Below are 16,664 nucleotides of genomic sequence, written 5' to 3' on the forward strand. Positions count from 1 at the left end.
TACTGGTGCAACATCATTCGTGATCGCTACGGTCTTAACCGCCTCGATACTTGGACACTCAATAAAATTCAAAATAACTGGGTTGCTCGAAACAGCCACACATGACGGAGTAGTTTGATATCGAACAACAGGTGAGTAAGTATCAGGTGGTAAATTATTAAATGTATTTGAAGATTGCCATGGCTGGTCATTAGTACCACTTAAACTAGTTAAACTATATTCAATAGCTCCACCTCCATTATCGGTAGCATCAACCGAAATAGATCCTAAATTAGTTGGACAGGTTGGGCGATTTAGTACACTAGTTGCTTCTATCGTTGGTGGTGGAATATAGAAGGCAGGATCATATAAAATAAAGGCCTTTCCATCTCCCCCATCATCTCCAGTTGCACCACTTTGCGTTACTCGTATACCCTTTATATCTGTCCCAAAAGGAACTAGAGCCGTAAGTGGATATATTACAACCTCAACATTAAAGGACGGGAAAAACTCTACAACTGAAGTATCAATATAATCAGTAGTTGAAATATTAACAACATTACCTATCAAATTCAAACTACCATCTAGAGCCTGAACTGTCATTTCATTATTCCCTGCTCGTTCTGTTATGACTACATATCTATTTGAAGCGGAAGTTATTTCTGAATTGTATATGAACTGTACATAATCCGTTGACTCAATACCATTATCTAATGATAGATATTTTCTTAAGTTTGGACTAGAGTTTGCCTCTATAAGTGCTGGATCAAAAATTGCAGGACCTTCAGAAATATCGTTAATTGTAGTTTGTTGCTCAACAATGAATTGATTGGCACCATCCTCATTAGCAAACTGATAACTGGTGGATTCAGGTCGTGCTATTCCGGTAAAAGGATTAGGTTGACCAGCTATTGTAACTGAATTTAGAATCGCTGGAGAAGAAGGATCATTCGCGTTAGTTACATCAAATGTAACATCTGATGATATCAATGCAGCGGTAGGATTTCCACCTGGAACTATATCCAAACAAGAATCATCACTACATTCTAAAGGGGCAGTTGTTACCGCCGAATTAGTTAATGTACATGAATTATCATCTGAAAAAGTTGCAGTCAATTCAATATCATTACCAGTTGCTGGCAAAATAACATCATTAAAAGTATGGCTTGTTGCAGAGTCTAAACTACCAACAGCTACAGTTGTATTTCCCTCACCAGATATATCGAGGGTACCAGTTGTTGGTGCTTTATCAAAAATAACAGTTATATCAGCAGTAAAGGTATCATCAGTTGGGTCTTCAGGAGTTCCATTATTATTGCATGATGTAATGTCACTAGCTGATATTGAAGTGATATTGAAGCCTGACTCCAAAAAAACAACATCATTAGTAGATGTAGCCTCACAAATAGGACTAGATTGGTATCTTACAGAAATAGTGTAAGTATCAGGTGGTAAATTATTAAATGTATTTGAAGATTGCCATGGCTGGTCATTAGTACCACTTAAACTAGTTAAACTATATTCAATAGCTCCACCTCCATTATCGGTAGCATCAACCGAAATAGATCCTAAATTAGTTGGACAGGTTGGGCGATTTAGTACACTAGTTGCTTCTATCGTTGGTGGTGGAATATAGAAGGCAGGATCATATAAAATAAAGGCCTTTCCATCTCCCCCATCATCTCCAGTTGCACCACTTTGCGTTACTCGTATACCCTTTATATCTGTCCCAAAAGGAACTAGAGCCGTAAGTGGATATATTACAACCTCAACATTAAAGGACGGGAAAAACTCTACAACTGAAGTATCAATATAATCAGTAGTTGAAATATTAACAACATTACCTATCAAATTCAAACTACCATCTAGAGCCTGAACTGTCATTTCATTATTCCCTGCTCGTTCTGTTATGACTACATATCTATTTGAAGCGGAAGTTATTTCTGAATTGTATATGAACTGTACATAATCCGTTGACTCAATACCATTATCTAATGATAGATATTTTCTTAAGTTTGGACTAGAGTTTGCCTCTATAAGTGCTGGATCAAAAATTGCAGGACCTTCAGAAATATCGTTAATTGTAGTTTGTTGCTCAACAATGAATTGATTGGCACCATCCTCATTAGCAAACTGATAACTGGTGGATTCAGGTCGTGCTATTCCGGTAAAAGGATTAGGTTGACCAGCTATTGTAACTGAATTTAGAATCGCTGGAGAAGAAGGATCATTCGCGTTAGTTACATCAAATGTAACATCTGATGATGTCAATGCAGCGGTAGGATTTCCTGGAGGAACTATATCCAAACAAGCATCATCACTACACTCAAAAGGGGCTGTCGTTACTCCATTGTTCGTTAAGGTACAGCCAGTATCATCTGAGAAAGTTGCAGTTAATGAAATATCAGAACCATTAGCTGGTAATGTAACACCAACAAAAGTATGAGGTGATGTTAATCCTACAACTGACACTGATGCCGAACCATCTCCTGATAAATCTAAAGTTCCTGTAGCTGGTACATTTGTAAATAAAACTGTTATATCTGCAGTGAAAGTATCATCATTAATATTAGATGGAGTACCATTATCATTACAACCAGATTCGTTTGATGAAGTAATATCTGTTATGCTACATTGTGCATTAAGACTACTTATTGAAATAAATGATAATGCTAAGATTAGCGCTAAAACAAAATTTCTGTCTGAGAATCGGATAGAGATTTTCATATATTCTATTGTTAATGTATGTTTTCATTAATTAAGTGTCTATTAGACACATATTCTTTCTATCGAAGCTTATATATTCATTAAACTTTTTGATCCAAGCTTTTAATATTGAAATATTTGAATCAAAAAATTTAACATATCTATAACCCAATAGATACTTCTCAAAAACTAAGTCACAAAATTACGTTTGAATGCCAATGTTGGCCAATGAAGACTTGCTATTAATCGTCTCTGGAGTCCGTAGGCTAAAAGTAATTTGAGGGCTGTGTACTTATAACATGTCAAAATTTATCAATTTTAACTTTCGAAAAGTAATGCATAGGGTCAATAACAAACTAAAAAAATCGATGACCCTAAAAAAAAATAGGTTCAAATAAACTTATTCTCAATTTATAGTGGAATCTTAAATAATATCCATAACTATTAAAAATACTATAAGATTATATTAATTTTGCACCCTCCATTCTTAAATAAATATGAGTTTTAAATCTGAAATAGAAAGACGTAGAACATTTGGGATTATATCACATCCAGATGCTGGTAAGACTACCTTGACTGAAAAATTACTTCTTTTCGGTGGTGCTATTCAAGAGGCTGGTGCAGTAAAAAGCAACAAGATTAAAAAAGGCGCAACTAGTGATTTTATGGAAATAGAACGCCAACGTGGTATTTCTGTTGCAACATCAGTCTTAGCGTTTGAATACAATGGTATTAAGATTAATATTTTAGATACGCCAGGTCACAAAGACTTTGCTGAAGATACTTTTAGAACTCTAACTGCTGTAGATAGCGTCATTGTTGTTATCGACGTTGCAAAAGGTGTTGAGGAACAGACTGAAAAACTTGTTGAAGTTTGTCGAATGCGCAATATCCCTATGATTGTTTTTATTAATAAACTTGATCGAGAAGGAAAAGATGCCTTTGATTTGCTTGATGAAGTTGAGCAAAAATTAGGTCTTACGGTTACGCCACTAAGTTTTCCAATAGGAATGGGTTATGACTTTAAGGGTATATATAATATTTGGGAGAAAAATATTAATCTATTTAAAGGAGACAGTAAGCAACATATTAATGATACAGAAGAGATTAACGATTTAAACTCAGACCAATTAGATGCATTGGTTGGTGAAGTAAGTGCCCAAACTTTAAGAGATGAAATTGAACTAGTTTCTGGCATCTATCCTGAGTTTAATAAAGATAACTATTTAAATGGAGAGCTACAACCTGTATTTTTTGGTTCCGCATTAAATAATTTTGGTGTAAGAGAATTATTAGATTGCTTTATTGAGATTGCTCCAAAGCCCAGAGCTAAACAAAGTGAGGAGCGACTGGTTCAACCAGATGAGAATAAGTTTACAGGTTTTGTTTTTAAGATCCATGCTAATATGGACCCAAACCACCGCAATCGATTGGCATTCGTAAAAATCGTTTCGGGTGAGTTTAAACGGAATACACCATATTTACACGTTAGACATAATAAAAAACTTAAATTTTCGAGCCCGAACGCCTTTTTCGCAGAAAAAAAGGAAATAGTAGACATCTCTTATCCAGGAGATATTGTAGGATTACAGGATACAGGAAATTTCAAAATTGGTGATACGCTCACTGAAGGAGAAATTATAAATTACAAAGGTATTCCAAGCTTTTCACCCGAGCATTTTAGATATATTAATAATGCAGATCCAATGAAAGCTAAGCAACTCTACAAAGGAATAGATCAACTTATGGATGAAGGAGTTGCGCAACTTTTTACCCTCGATTATAACGGTAGAAAAGTTATAGGTACAGTTGGTGCCTTACAATATGAAGTAATACAATATAGATTAGAACATGAATATGGCGCAAAGTGTACTTACGAGAACCTTAATGTACACAAAGCTTGTTGGGTTGAGACTGATAATGAAAAGAGTGAAGAATACAAAGAATTCCTCAGGGTAAAGCAACGCTATTTGGCAAAAGACAAGGAAGGGCAACTAGTATTTCTGGCAGATTCTTTGTTTTCTTTGCAAATGACACAGCAAAAATATCCTAGTATTAGCTTTCATATGACATCTGAATTTAGTTGATAAAAATGTGCATTTCATCGAATAACCTCTTTAAATATAGTATTTAATCGATGTTTTTTGCTTTTTATCGTGTTTTTATTATATCTTACTCATCATTTTTTATAAATTAACCACTGATTAACCCCAAATTAATCTACTTATTATGGAAACTAATCATAATGTTTTCAGTAATTCTAAAATTACTGTTACCTACGAACCTTGCCGTTGTATTAACGCTGAATTATGCGCAAAACAACTCTCTGAAGTATTTAGAAGTTCAGTAATTCCGTGGATAGATCTTGACGGTGCCAAAACCAAAAAAATTATTAAACAGGTTAAAAGATGTCCTTCGGGAGCATTGCAGTATTATTTAAACCGTAAAGAAGTCGCTTAAATAATTTAATACCGAACCGTAAAAAAGAAGACCCTCTATTGTATCAGAGGGTCTTTTTATATAATTTTTTTATTTATGCCTGTCCAGTTGGGCCAAAATTCAAAGGCATTGGTGGTTGTTCATAATCCTTTATTACACCATGGGCTTTTTCAAATCTCGAGACATTATCACCTAAAGCTTTTACCAAACGTTTAGCATGTTGTGGTGTTAATATTATTCTAGACTTAACTTTGCTCTTTGGTGCTCCTGGCATAATATTAACAAAGTCTACTACAAACTCAGATACAGAATGGTTTATAATAGCAAGGTTAGAGTATATACCTTCTGCTACCTTCTCATCTAATTCTATATTGATTTGTCCTTTTTTCTGATTCTTTTTTTCGTCTGCCATTTTACTGTTTTAATTTAAAAAGCCTTCAATCTAAATAAGTTTGAAGGCTTTAGTTATTTTCTCCTGCCCTCGCAGGTAAGATAAATTTTAATTAAAATTCATCTCTTCTTTTGCTTTCATCATTTCATCGAACTCTTCTTTAGAACCAACGATAATATTATCATAAGATCTAACACCTGTTCCTGCTGGTATTCTATGACCAACAATAACATTCTCTTTAAGTCCTTCTAATGTATCTATCTTACCATTTACAGCCGCTTCGTTAAGTACCTTAGTCGTTTCCTGGAACGATGCCGCAGAAATAAATGATTTAGTCTGTAACGAGGCTCTTGTTATACCTTGTAAGATTGGTGTAGCCGTTGCCGGTTGTGCATCTCTTGCAGTTACAAGATTCTTATCCTCTCTTCTAAGAATCGAATTTTCATCTCGTAATTGTCTCACAGATACGATTTGACCTGATTTTAAGTTTTCTGAATCACCAGCTTCTTCAACCACTTTCATTCCAAAAATCTTATCGTTTTCTTCAATGAAATCTGATTTATGTACAAGTTGATTTTCTAAGAAAATAGTATCACCAGAATCCATAATCTTAACTTTACGCATCATCTGTCTTACAACAACCTCAAAGTGCTTGTCATTAATCTTAACACCTTGTAGTCGATATACTTCTTGCACCTCATTAACTAAGTATTGCTGTACAGCTGAAGGTCCTTTGATATTTAATATATCATTAGGTGTTATCGAACCATCAGATAATGGCATACCTGCTTTTACATAATCATTTTCTTGAACCAAGATCTGATTAGATAGTTTTACCAAGTACTTTTTAACTTCACCTAATTTAGATTCGATAATAATTTCTCTATTACCACGCTTAATCTTACCAAAGGATACAACACCATCAATTTCACTTACTACAGCAGGATTAGATGGATTACGTGCTTCAAATAACTCTGTTACACGTGGAAGACCACCAGTAATATCACCTGCTTTCGCGGATTTACGAGGTATCTTAACTAAGATTTTACCTATCTCAATTTTTTCTCCATCGTCAATCATGATATGCGCACCTACAGGTAAATTGTAAGAACGTATAGTTTCTCCTTTATTATCTTCTATCAATAATGTAGGAATCAACTTCTTGTTCCTAGATTCAGAAATTACCTTCTCTTGGAAACCAGTTTGTTCATCAATCTCTACTTGATATGTCACACCTTGTTCGATGTTCTCATACTTCACCTTACCAGCAAATTCTGAAATAATAACACCATTGTAAGGATCCCATTGACAGATTACATCACCTTTCTTAACCTTAGCTCCTGGTTTAACAAATATGTGAGAACCATAAGGTATGTTATTAGTACTTAATACAATACCTGTCTTAGAATCAACAAGCTTTAATTCCGAAGTTCTCGAGATTACAACATCTACATCATTACCTTCATTATCTTTAGACTTAACTGTCTTAAGATCTTCAATCTCTGCAACACCGTCAAATTTAACCGCTAACTTGTTCTCTTCAGAAATGTTTCCTGCAATACCACCTACGTGGAACGTACGTAATGTAAGCTGCGTACCAGGTTCACCAATCGATTGTGCTGCAACAACACCAACCGCTTCACCACGCTGTACCATTTTACCTGTCGCAAGGTTTCGTCCGTAACACTTAACACAGATTCCTTTCTTAGCTTCACATGTTAATGGTGAGCGCACCTCAATTGATTCGATAGCAGAATCACCAATTTTCTTAGCAATAACGTCGTCTATATGACCACCTGCCTCAACAAGTAATTCCTCTGTATGTGGATCGAATACATCATTAAGTGATGTTCTACCAACAATTCTATCTTCGAGTTTTTCAACTACTTCTTCATTTTTCTTAAGTGCTGAAACTTCAATACCTCTTAATGTTCCACAATCTTCTTCGTAAACGATAACATCTTGTGAAACATCTACTAATCGACGCGTTAAGTAGCCTGCATCCGCTGTTTTAAGAGCGGTATCTGCAAGACCTTTACGTGCACCGTGAGTAGAGATGAAGTATTCTAAAATTGAAAGTCCTTCCTTAAAGTTCGATAAGATCGGGTTTTCAATAATTTCACCACCACCTGCATTAGATTTTTTAGGCTTAGCCATTAATCCACGCATACCAGTTAACTGACGGATCTGCTCTTTAGAACCACGAGCTCCAGAATCTAACATCATATATACTGAGTTAAATCCTTGCTGATCTTCACGGATACGTTTCATAGAAAGTTCAGTTAACTCAGCATTTGTAGAAGTCCAGATATCAATTACCTGATTATATCGCTCGTTATTGGTAATAAGACCCATATTATAGTTACCCATTATGCCATCTACCTGCTTGTTCGCCGCAGCAATCATAGTATGTTTTTCCTGTGGAATAATGATATCACCTAAACTGAATGATAATCCACCTTGGAATGCAAATTGGTAACCTAATGTCTTGATCTCATCAAGGAATTCAGCTGTTTCTGGAACAGAAGTTACTTTTAAAATTCCGTGAATAATATCTCTTAATGACTTTTTAGTAAGTACCTCATTAATGTAACCTGCTTGTTCTGGTACCTTTTCGTTGAAAAGTACTCTACCAACAGTTGTTTCAATAATTTGAGTTGTTAACTCACCTGCTTCATTAAAGTCTTTAGTTCTTACTTTAATACCAGCATTTAAATCTACTTTCTTCTCATTATAAGCAATTGTTACTTCCTCTGGTGAGTAGAATGTTAATCCTTCACCATTAACCGTATAATCCTTATCTGTTTTTCTATGCTTAGTCATGTAATAAAGACCAAGTACCATATCTTGAGATGGAACCGTTACAGGAGAACCATTAGCCGGATTCAAAATATTATGAGACGCCAACATTAATAATTGTGCCTCAAGAATAGCCTCAGGGCCTAATGGTAAATGCACCGCCATCTGGTCACCATCGAAATCCGCATTAAATGCAGTACACACTAATGGGTGTAATTGAATTGCTTTACCTTCGATAAGTTTTGGCTGGAAGGCCTGAATACCTAATCGGTGTAATGTAGGAGCACGGTTTAGTAATACTGGATGTCCTTTAAGAACATTCTCTAAGATATCCCAAACAACAGGCTCTTTTCTATCTATAATTTTCTTTGCAGATTTTACAGTTTTTACGATTCCTCTTTCAATTAACTTTCTGATAATGAAAGGCTTGTAAAGCTCTGCTGCCATATTCTTTGGCAATCCACATTCGAATAATTTTAATTCTGGTCCAACAACAATTACAGAACGTGCAGAATAATCAACACGCTTACCAAGTAAGTTTTGACGGAAACGTCCTTGCTTACCTTTAAGTGAATCAGATAATGATTTTAATGGTCTGTTAGAATCCGTCTTAACAGCAGAAGATTTACGTGTGTTATCAAATAATGAATCTACAGATTCTTGAAGCATACGCTTCTCATTACGTAAAATTACTTCTGGTGCTTTAATCTCAACCAATCTCTTAAGACGGTTGTTACGGATAATTACACGACGGTAAAGATCATTTAAATCTGATGTCGCGAAACGACCACCATCTAGTGGTACTAACGGTCTTAATTCTGGTGGGATTACAGGAACAGCCTTCATTATCATCCACTCTGGCTTGTTCTCTCTATTTAAGTTAGACTCTCTGAATGCCTCAACCACCTGAAGACGCTTTAATGCCTCTGTCTTACGTTGTTTAGACGTTTCATTGTTAGCCTTGTGTCTTAAGTCGTATGATAATTCGTCTAGATCAATTCTTGCTAATAAATCAATAAGGCACTCAGCACCCATTTTAGCAATGAATTTATTAGGATCTGTATCTTCTAAGTATTGGTTTTCTTGTGGAAGTGTTTCTAGAATATTTAAGTATTCCTCTTCAGTTAAGAAATCCATTTTTTGAACAGGCTCACCTTCAGCATTTACTGCTGTACCAGGTTGTATTACCACATAACGCTCGTAATAGATAATCATATCTAATTTCTTAGATGGTAATCCAAGTAAGTAACCTATTTTATTTGGTAATGAACGGAAGTACCAGATGTGTGCAACAGGAACAACTAGGTTGATATGCCCTACTCTATCTCTACGTACTTTCTTCTCAGTTACTTCAACTCCACAACGGTCACATACGATACCCTTGTAGCGAATTCTTTTATATTTACCACAAGCACATTCGTAATCCTTTACAGGACCAAAAATACGCTCACAGAACAAACCATCGCGTTCTGGTTTGTGGGTTCGATAATTAATAGTTTCTGGTTTTAAAACTTCACCTCTTGATGCTGCCAAAACAGACTCAGGTGATGCTAAACCAATAGAAATTTTGTTAAACTTCTGTACTGTATTCTTATCTTGTTTTCTTGCCATTTTATTTATGGTATTCAGCACGTAATTTCAGTTGCTTAAACAACTGAAATTACCCACCTAAGTTTTACTCTTCTAATCTAATATCTAGTCCTAATCCTTTCAATTCGTGCATAAGTACGTTGAATGATTCTGGTAATCCAGGCTCTGGCATCGGCTCTCCCTTAACGATTGCTTCGTAAGTTTTAGCTCTACCTATAACGTCATCTGACTTAACTGTTAAGATTTCACGTAGCGTACTTGATGCGCCATAAGCTTCAAGTGCCCAAACCTCCATCTCACCAAAACGCTGTCCACCAAATTGTGCTTTACCACCTAATGGCTGTTGCGTAATTAACGAGTAAGGTCCAATAGAACGTGCGTGCATCTTATCATCAATCATGTGACCTAACTTAATCATGTATATCACACCAACTGTTGCAGCTTGGTCAAAACGTTCACCAGTACCACCATCATATAGATATGTATGACCAAATCTTGGGATACCAGCTTCGTCTGTGTACTCATTAATCTGATCTAATGTTGCACCATCGAAAATTGGAGTTGCATAGGTCTTATTAAGGTTTTGACCTGCCCATCCTAATACAGTCTCATAAATCTGACCAATATTCATACGTGATGGTACACCTAATGGATTAAGTACTATATCAACTGGTGTTCCGTCTTCAAGGAATGGCATATCTTCTTGACGTACAATACGTGCAACAATACCTTTGTTACCGTGACGTCCTGCCATTTTATCACCAACTTTTAGCTTACGTTTTTTAGCAATGTAAACTTTAGCTAGTTTAATGATTCCTGAAGGTAACTCATCACCAACTGAGATTGTAAACTTCTCGCGTCTTAAAGAACCTTGTAAATCATTTTCCTTGATCTTGTAGTTATGGATTAAATCTGCAACTAAAGCATTTGTATGATCATCTGTAGTCCATTTACCTGATGTTAAGTGTGTATAATCGTCAACAGCATTTAACATCTTTAATGTATACTTCTTACCTTTTGGAATGATTTCCTCACCAAGATCATTATAAATACCTTGAGCTGTCTTACCATTTACGATAGCAAATAATTTTTCAACTAAGATATTCTTAAGATCATCAAAACGGTTATCGTATGCATCTTCTAGTTTCTCGATATCCTCCTTATCTTGAGCTCTCTTGCGCTTATCTTTAACTGCACGTGCAAATAACTTTTTATCGATTACTACACCATTAAGTGATGGTGAAGCCTTTAAAGAAGCATCTTTAACATCACCTGCTTTATCACCAAAGATTGCTCGTAAAAGTTTCTCTTCTGGTGTTGGATCAGACTCACCTTTTGGTGTAATCTTACCAATTAAGATATCACCTGGCTTAATCTCAGCACCAATTCGAATCATACCGTTTTCGTCAAGGTCTTTAGTAGCCTCTTCAGAAACATTTGGTATATCGTTTGTTAATTCTTCATTACCTAATTTAGTATCCCTTACTTCTAATGAATACTCATCGATGTGAATCGAAGTAAAGATATCATCTCTTACAACCTTCTCAGAAATTACAATCGCATCCTCAAAGTTATATCCTTTCCAAGGCATAAAGGCGACCTTCATATTTCTACCAAGTGCCAATTCACCGTTTTGAGTTGCATAACCTTCACAAAGAACTTGACCTTTAGTTACTTTATCACCATTTTTAACAATTGGCTTTAAGTTAATTGAAGTTCCCTGGTTTGTTTTTCTAAACTTAACTAATGGATATTCTTTAACATCACTGTCAAAGCTTACCATAGCTTCCTCTTCAGAACGTTGGTACTTAATTACAATTTTATCGGCATCTACATACTCAACAACACCTTCTCCTTCAGCATTAATTAATACTCTTGAGTCTGATGCCACTTGTCTTTCTAAACCTGTACCTACTATTGGTGCCTCAGGTCTTAAAAGTGGTACAGCTTGACGCATCATGTTAGATCCCATCAATGCACGGTTTGCGTCATCATGCTCTAAGAAAGGAATCAAAGAAGCCGAAATTGATGCAATCTGGTTTGGTGCAACGTCTGTATAATTAACGTTAGTAGGTTCAATCACTGGGAAATCACCTTCTTGACGTGCAATTACTTTATCATGAACAATCTTACCCTTTCCATCAACTTCAACCGTTGCCTGAGCGATTAATTGCTCTTCTTCTTCCTCAGCACTTAAATAAGTTGGTTCGTTTTTAATATCTACTACACCTTTATCAACTTTTCTATACGGTGTCTCAATGAATCCCATTGAGTTAACCTTCGCATAAACTGAAAGGGAAGAAATCAAACCAATGTTTGGTCCTTCAGGTGTTTCGATTGGACATAAACGCCCGTAGTGTGTATAGTGTACGTCACGAACCTCAAAACCAGCTCTTTCTCTCGACAGACCACCAGGTCCTAAGGCTGATAAACGACGTTTATGAGTAATCTCTGCTAATGGATTTGTTTGATCCATGAACTGAGATAGCTGGTTCGTTCCAAAGAATGAATTAATTACTGATGATAATGTTTTAGCATTAATCAAATCAATTGGTGTAAATACTTCGTTGTCACGAACATTCATTCTCTCACGAATTGTGCGCGCCATACGTGCTAAACCAACACCAAACTGAGACGATAACTGCTCACCAACTGTACGCACACGACGGTTAGATAAGTGATCGATATCATCAATCTCTGCTTTTGAATTAATTAACTCAATTAAATATTTAATAATGGTTATGATATCTTCTTTGGTAAGTACTTGCTTATCCATTCCGATATCTAAACCTAATTTTTTGTTCATTCTATAACGACCTACTTCACCTAAAGAGTAACGTTGGTCAGAAAAGAATAGCTTGTCAATTATACCACGCGCAGTTTCTTCGTCTGGCGGTTCTGCATTACGTAATTGACGATAGATATGCTCAACAGCCTCTTTTTCAGAGTTGGTTGGATCTTTCTGTAATGTGTTATGAATAATTGCATAATCTCCTTGCTGTGCACTCTCCTTATGTAAAAGAATCGTTTTCACACCCGCTTCAAGGATTTCCTCAATGTTCTCTTTGTCTACAATAGTATCACGATCTAATACAATTTCGTTACGCTCAATAGATACAACTTCCCCAGTATCTTCATCAACGAAATCTTCGTGCCAAGTATTAAGAACACGTGCCGCTAACTTGCGACCTATTACTTTTTTTAGTCCTGTTTTAGAAACTTTTACTTCTTCTGCTAAGTCAAATATTTCTAAAATGTCTTTATCTCGCTCAAAACCAATTGCACGGAATAAAGTGGTAACAGGTAATTTTTTCTTTCTATCAATGTAAGCATACATTACGCTATTGATATCAGTTGCAAATTCTATCCAAGAGCCTTTAAAAGGAATTACCCTGGCAGAATACAACTTTGTACCATTAGCATGGAATGATTGGCTAAAGAATACACCTGGTGATCTGTGTAACTGTGAAACAACTACACGCTCTGCACCGTTGATACAAAAAGTACCACTTGGTGTCATATAAGGTATAGTACCTAAATACACATCTTGAACTATTGTTTCGAAATCCTCATGTTCAGGATCGGTACAATATAGTTTCAATCTTGCTTTTAAAGGTACACTGTAAGTCAATCCTCTTTCTATACACTCTTCAATAGTATATCTTGGTGGATCGATAAAGTAATCTAAAAATTCTAAAACGAATTGATTACGTGTATCTGTAATTGGGAAGTTCTCCATGAAGGTGTTATACAAACCTTCATTCTCTCTTGCTTCTGACTTTGTTTCTAACTGGAAGAAATCCTGGAAGGATTTTATCTGAATATCCAAAAAGTCTGGGTAATCTGTTCTATTTACAATAGAAGAGAAATTAATTCTTTCAGCCTTTTTTGCTAACATTGATGAACTAGATTTTATTAAATAAAAACTTTAAAAGTGTGTATATCCGTTATATACACAAAAGGGTTTAGGTCTTAGAGGGCAACTCCAGACCTAAACCATATATTGTAGGTTAAGCTGAGCTTACTTAAGCTCAACCTCAGCTCCTGCTTCTTCTAAAGAAGATTTTAAGCCTTCTGCTTCGTCTTTAGAAACAGCTTCTTTTATTGTACTTGGTGCTTCATCTACCAAACCTTTAGCGTCTTTTAATCCTAAACCAGTTAATTCCTTAACTAATTTAACAACCGCTAATTTAGATGCTCCTGCTGCCTTTAATATTACATCAAATTCAGTCTTTTCTTCAGCAGCGTCACCACCACCTGCAGCACCTCCACCAGCAGCAACTGCAACTGCAGCAGCAGCAGGCTCGATACCGTACTCATCTTTTAATATTGTAGCTAATTCGTTAACTTCTTTTACAGTTAAATTAACTAATTGTTCTGCGAAATCTTTTAAATCTGCCATTTTTCTATTGTTTAATGTGTGTGTTTTATTATAATTTTTTGTGTGTTATTTATCCTTCCTTTTCAGATAATGTTTTTACTATACCAGCAATTGTACCTCCACTTGATTTAAGTGCTGAAATAACATTCTTAGCAGGTGATTGTAACAATGTTATAATCTCACCAAGAAGTTCTTCACGCGACTTAATTTCTACTAGAGTATCTAATAAGTCGTCACCGATATAAATAGCCTCTTCTATAAAGGCACCTTTTAATAAAGGTTTATCTGATTTTTTACGGAACTGTTTTATAACTTTTGCAGGTGCGTTTCCTGCTTCAGAATACATAACAGAAGTATTTCCTTTTAAAGTTGTTGGTAAATCACCAAAATCTTTATCAGAAGCTTCCATTGCCTTTTCTAAAAGCGTATTCTTTACAACAGCTAGTTTTACGTTTGATTTAAAACAAGCTCTTCTTAAGTTTGAAGTCGTTGCTGCATCTAACCCAGAAATATCAGTAAGATAGATATTAGTGTTTTCAGCTAATTGAGCAGTCAACTCATCAATTACTTGCGATTTTTCTTCTCTTGTCATAATATTCTAAGTTTAACTACTATCCTATTTTAGTATCAATTGCTATACTTGGGCTCATAGTACTAGACATGTAAATACTCTTTACATAAGTACCTTTAGCTGCAGTTGGCTTTAATTTCATTAAAGTTGTAAGTAGTTCGTTTGCATTTCCTACCAATTTCTCAGCACTAAAAGATGCTTTACCGATAGGAGCGTGTACGATACCTGTTTTATCAACTTTAAAATCAATTTTACCAGCTTTTACTTCACTAACAGCTTTAGCTACATCCATTGTAACCGTACCTGTTTTTGGATTTGGCATAAGACCTCTTGGTCCTAATACTCTACCTAATGGTCCTAACTTACCCATGATGCTTGGCATTGTAACGATAACGTCAACATCTGTCCAACCATCTTTAATTTTTTGTAAGTACTCATCTAATCCAACATAATCAGCACCAGCTTCTTTAGCTTCAGCTTCTTTATCTGGAGTTACCAATGCAAGAACCTTCATATCTTTACCTGTACCATGCGGTAATGAAACTACACCACGAACCATTTGATTGGCTTTACGTGGATCTACACCTAATCTAACTGCTAAATCTACTGAAGCATCAAATTTTGTATAGGTAATTTCTTTTAGTAAAGCTGAAGCTTCTTCTAAAGAGTAAAGTTTGTTTTTATCAACCTTCGCTCTTGCTTCTTTTTGCTTTCTTGTTAATCTTGCCATTTCAAAAATTTTAGTTTGGAGCCTCACCTCCTTTAACAGTGATTCCCATAGATCTAGCTGTACCAGCTACCATCTTCATAGCTGAACCGATTTCAAATGCGTTTAAATCTTGCATTTTATCTTCAGCAATTGCTCTAACTTGATCCCAAGTTACTTTTGCTACTTTTCTTCGGTTTGGTTCTCCAGATCCCTTCTTTACTTTGGCCGCTTCTAATAATTGTACTGCAGCTGGTGGTGTCTTGATTACAAATTCAAAGGATTTGTCTTTGTAAACAGAAATGACCACAGGTAAAACCTTACCTGGTTTATCTTGGGTTCTAGCATTAAACTGCTTACAGAACTCCATGATATTAACTCCAGCAGCACCTAAAGCGGGTCCAACCGGTGGCGACGGATTCGCAGCACCTCCCCGAACTTGTAGCTTAACTACTTTGTCTAATTCTTTTGCCATTTTTAAATGTTTAGTGCGTTTTATCTAAATTGGAAGCTAGATTAAACGCTATCTTTATTGTAACAATTATTATAACTTTTCAACTTGCATATAGCTTAACTCTAATGGTGTTTTTCTTCCAAAAATCTTTACCATTACTTCAAGCTTACGCTTTTCTTCATTTATTTTTTCTATAGTTCCATCAAATCCATTGAATGGACCATCAATAACTTTAACAGTTTCACCTTTGGTAAATGGAATTGCAACTAGTGCATCTGCCTCAATTGCCAATTCATCTACTTTGCCTAACATCCTGTTAACTTCAGACTGTCTTAACGGTACAGGATCACCACCTTTAGTCTCACCTAAAAATCCTATTACGTTAGTAATAGATTTAATAATGTGTGGTATTTCACCACTTAGATTAGCTTGTATCATAATGTAACCTGGGAAATAAACTTTTTCTTTGTTTATTTTCTTTCCATTACGAATCTGAATAACCTTTTCTGTTGGTACTAATACCTGATCAACGTAATCCTCTAAACCTAATCTAGAAATCTCATTTTCTATGTAAGTCTTGATTTTGTTTTCTTGACCACTTACAGCCCTAACAACATACCATTTTTTCTCTGACATTCTCTTAGTGTA

11 protein-coding genes are annotated in these 16,664 nt (G+C 35.5%); 2 read left to right on the top strand and 9 right to left on the bottom strand.

The genetic code is table 11. From position 1 onward, the window contains the following. The coding region (locus tag ACRHOC_RS12720; protein WP_431159031.1) for a hypothetical protein at nt 1-2,706 on the bottom strand (2,706 nt) is incomplete at its 3' end. A gap of 476 nt (nt 2,707-3,182) precedes the next feature. Between ACRHOC_RS12720 and ACRHOC_RS12725 the strand changes: the two genes are divergently transcribed. Both ACRHOC_RS12725 and ACRHOC_RS12730 read left to right on the top strand, forming a co-directional pair. After that, on the top strand, nt 3,183-4,772 hold the full coding sequence (locus ACRHOC_RS12725; RefSeq protein WP_431159032.1) for a peptide chain release factor 3: 1,590 nt from the start codon (nt 3,183-3,185) through the stop codon (nt 4,770-4,772). Nucleotides 4,773-4,914: 142 nt separating this feature from the next. Then, on the top strand, nt 4,915-5,145 hold the full coding sequence (locus ACRHOC_RS12730) for a (4Fe-4S)-binding protein (protein WP_431159033.1): 231 nt from the start codon (nt 4,915-4,917) through the stop codon (nt 5,143-5,145). A gap of 73 nt (nt 5,146-5,218) precedes the next feature. Here the strand turns inward: ACRHOC_RS12730 and ACRHOC_RS12735 are convergent, their stop codons facing one another. From ACRHOC_RS12735 to nusG, 8 genes are all read right to left on the bottom strand, one after another. Next, on the bottom strand, nt 5,219-5,536 hold the full coding sequence (locus tag ACRHOC_RS12735) for a DUF3467 domain-containing protein (RefSeq protein ID WP_431159034.1): 318 nt from the start codon (nt 5,534-5,536) through the stop codon (nt 5,219-5,221). An 87-nt stretch (nt 5,537-5,623) separates the two neighbouring features. Beyond that, entirely contained in the window at nt 5,624-9,925 is a 4,302-nt protein-coding gene (rpoC, locus tag ACRHOC_RS12740; RefSeq protein WP_431159035.1) for a DNA-directed RNA polymerase subunit beta', read from the bottom strand. 64 nt (nt 9,926-9,989) lie between these two features. After that, nucleotides 9,990-13,802, bottom strand: coding sequence for a DNA-directed RNA polymerase subunit beta (rpoB, locus tag ACRHOC_RS12745; RefSeq protein ID WP_431159036.1), 3,813 nt, complete (start codon nt 13,800-13,802; stop codon nt 9,990-9,992). Between the two features lie 123 nt (nt 13,803-13,925). Beyond that, nucleotides 13,926-14,306 (bottom strand): 50S ribosomal protein L7/L12, encoded by a 381-nt coding sequence (gene rplL / locus ACRHOC_RS12750; RefSeq protein WP_431159037.1) that lies wholly within the window; start codon nt 14,304-14,306, stop codon nt 13,926-13,928. Between the two features lie 49 nt (nt 14,307-14,355). Beyond that, entirely contained in the window at nt 14,356-14,877 is a 522-nt protein-coding gene (rplJ, locus tag ACRHOC_RS12755) for a 50S ribosomal protein L10 (RefSeq protein ID WP_431159038.1), read from the bottom strand. Between the two features lie 19 nt (nt 14,878-14,896). Continuing rightward, the gene (gene rplA / locus ACRHOC_RS12760) at nt 14,897-15,586 is read right to left on the bottom strand and encodes a 50S ribosomal protein L1 (protein WP_431159039.1); all 690 of its coding nucleotides are present in this window, start codon (nt 15,584-15,586) and stop codon (nt 14,897-14,899) included. Between the two features lie 10 nt (nt 15,587-15,596). Then, nucleotides 15,597-16,037, bottom strand: coding sequence for a 50S ribosomal protein L11 (gene rplK, locus ACRHOC_RS12765; protein ID WP_111684313.1), 441 nt, complete (start codon nt 16,035-16,037; stop codon nt 15,597-15,599). 69 nt (nt 16,038-16,106) lie between these two features. After that, nucleotides 16,107-16,652, bottom strand: a complete 546-nt coding sequence (gene nusG / locus ACRHOC_RS12770; protein WP_114299322.1) for a transcription termination/antitermination protein NusG — start codon at nt 16,650-16,652, stop codon at nt 16,107-16,109. Nucleotides 16,653-16,664: the final 12 nt, after the last annotated feature.

This window comes from Winogradskyella poriferorum (assembly GCF_050618035.1).
Taxonomy (GTDB): Bacteria; Bacteroidota; Bacteroidia; order Flavobacteriales; family Flavobacteriaceae; genus Winogradskyella; species Winogradskyella poriferorum_A.

What these genes read in the sequence shown, in the direction of transcription:
- ACRHOC_RS12725 (WP_431159032.1), top strand. Translation starts at nt 3,183, where the DNA reads ATGAGTTTTAAATCTGAAATAGAAAGACGTAGAACATTTGGGATTATA.
- rplK (WP_111684313.1), bottom strand. Translation starts at nt 16,037, where the DNA reads ATGGCAAAAGAATTAGACAAAGTAGTTAAGCTACAAGTTCGGGGAGGT.
- rplL (WP_431159037.1), bottom strand. Translation starts at nt 14,306, where the DNA reads ATGGCAGATTTAAAAGATTTCGCAGAACAATTAGTTAATTTAACTGTA.
- ACRHOC_RS12735 (WP_431159034.1), bottom strand. Translation starts at nt 5,536, where the DNA reads ATGGCAGACGAAAAAAAGAATCAGAAAAAAGGACAAATCAATATAGAA.
- ACRHOC_RS12730 (WP_431159033.1), top strand. Translation starts at nt 4,915, where the DNA reads ATGGAAACTAATCATAATGTTTTCAGTAATTCTAAAATTACTGTTACC.
- rplJ (WP_431159038.1), bottom strand. Translation starts at nt 14,877, where the DNA reads ATGACAAGAGAAGAAAAATCGCAAGTAATTGATGAGTTGACTGCTCAA.
- nusG (WP_114299322.1), bottom strand. Translation starts at nt 16,652, where the DNA reads ATGTCAGAGAAAAAATGGTATGTTGTTAGGGCTGTAAGTGGTCAAGAA.
- rpoC (WP_431159035.1), bottom strand. Translation starts at nt 9,925, where the DNA reads ATGGCAAGAAAACAAGATAAGAATACAGTACAGAAGTTTAACAAAATT.
- rplA (WP_431159039.1), bottom strand. Translation starts at nt 15,586, where the DNA reads ATGGCAAGATTAACAAGAAAGCAAAAAGAAGCAAGAGCGAAGGTTGAT.
- rpoB (WP_431159036.1), bottom strand. Translation starts at nt 13,802, where the DNA reads ATGTTAGCAAAAAAGGCTGAAAGAATTAATTTCTCTTCTATTGTAAAT.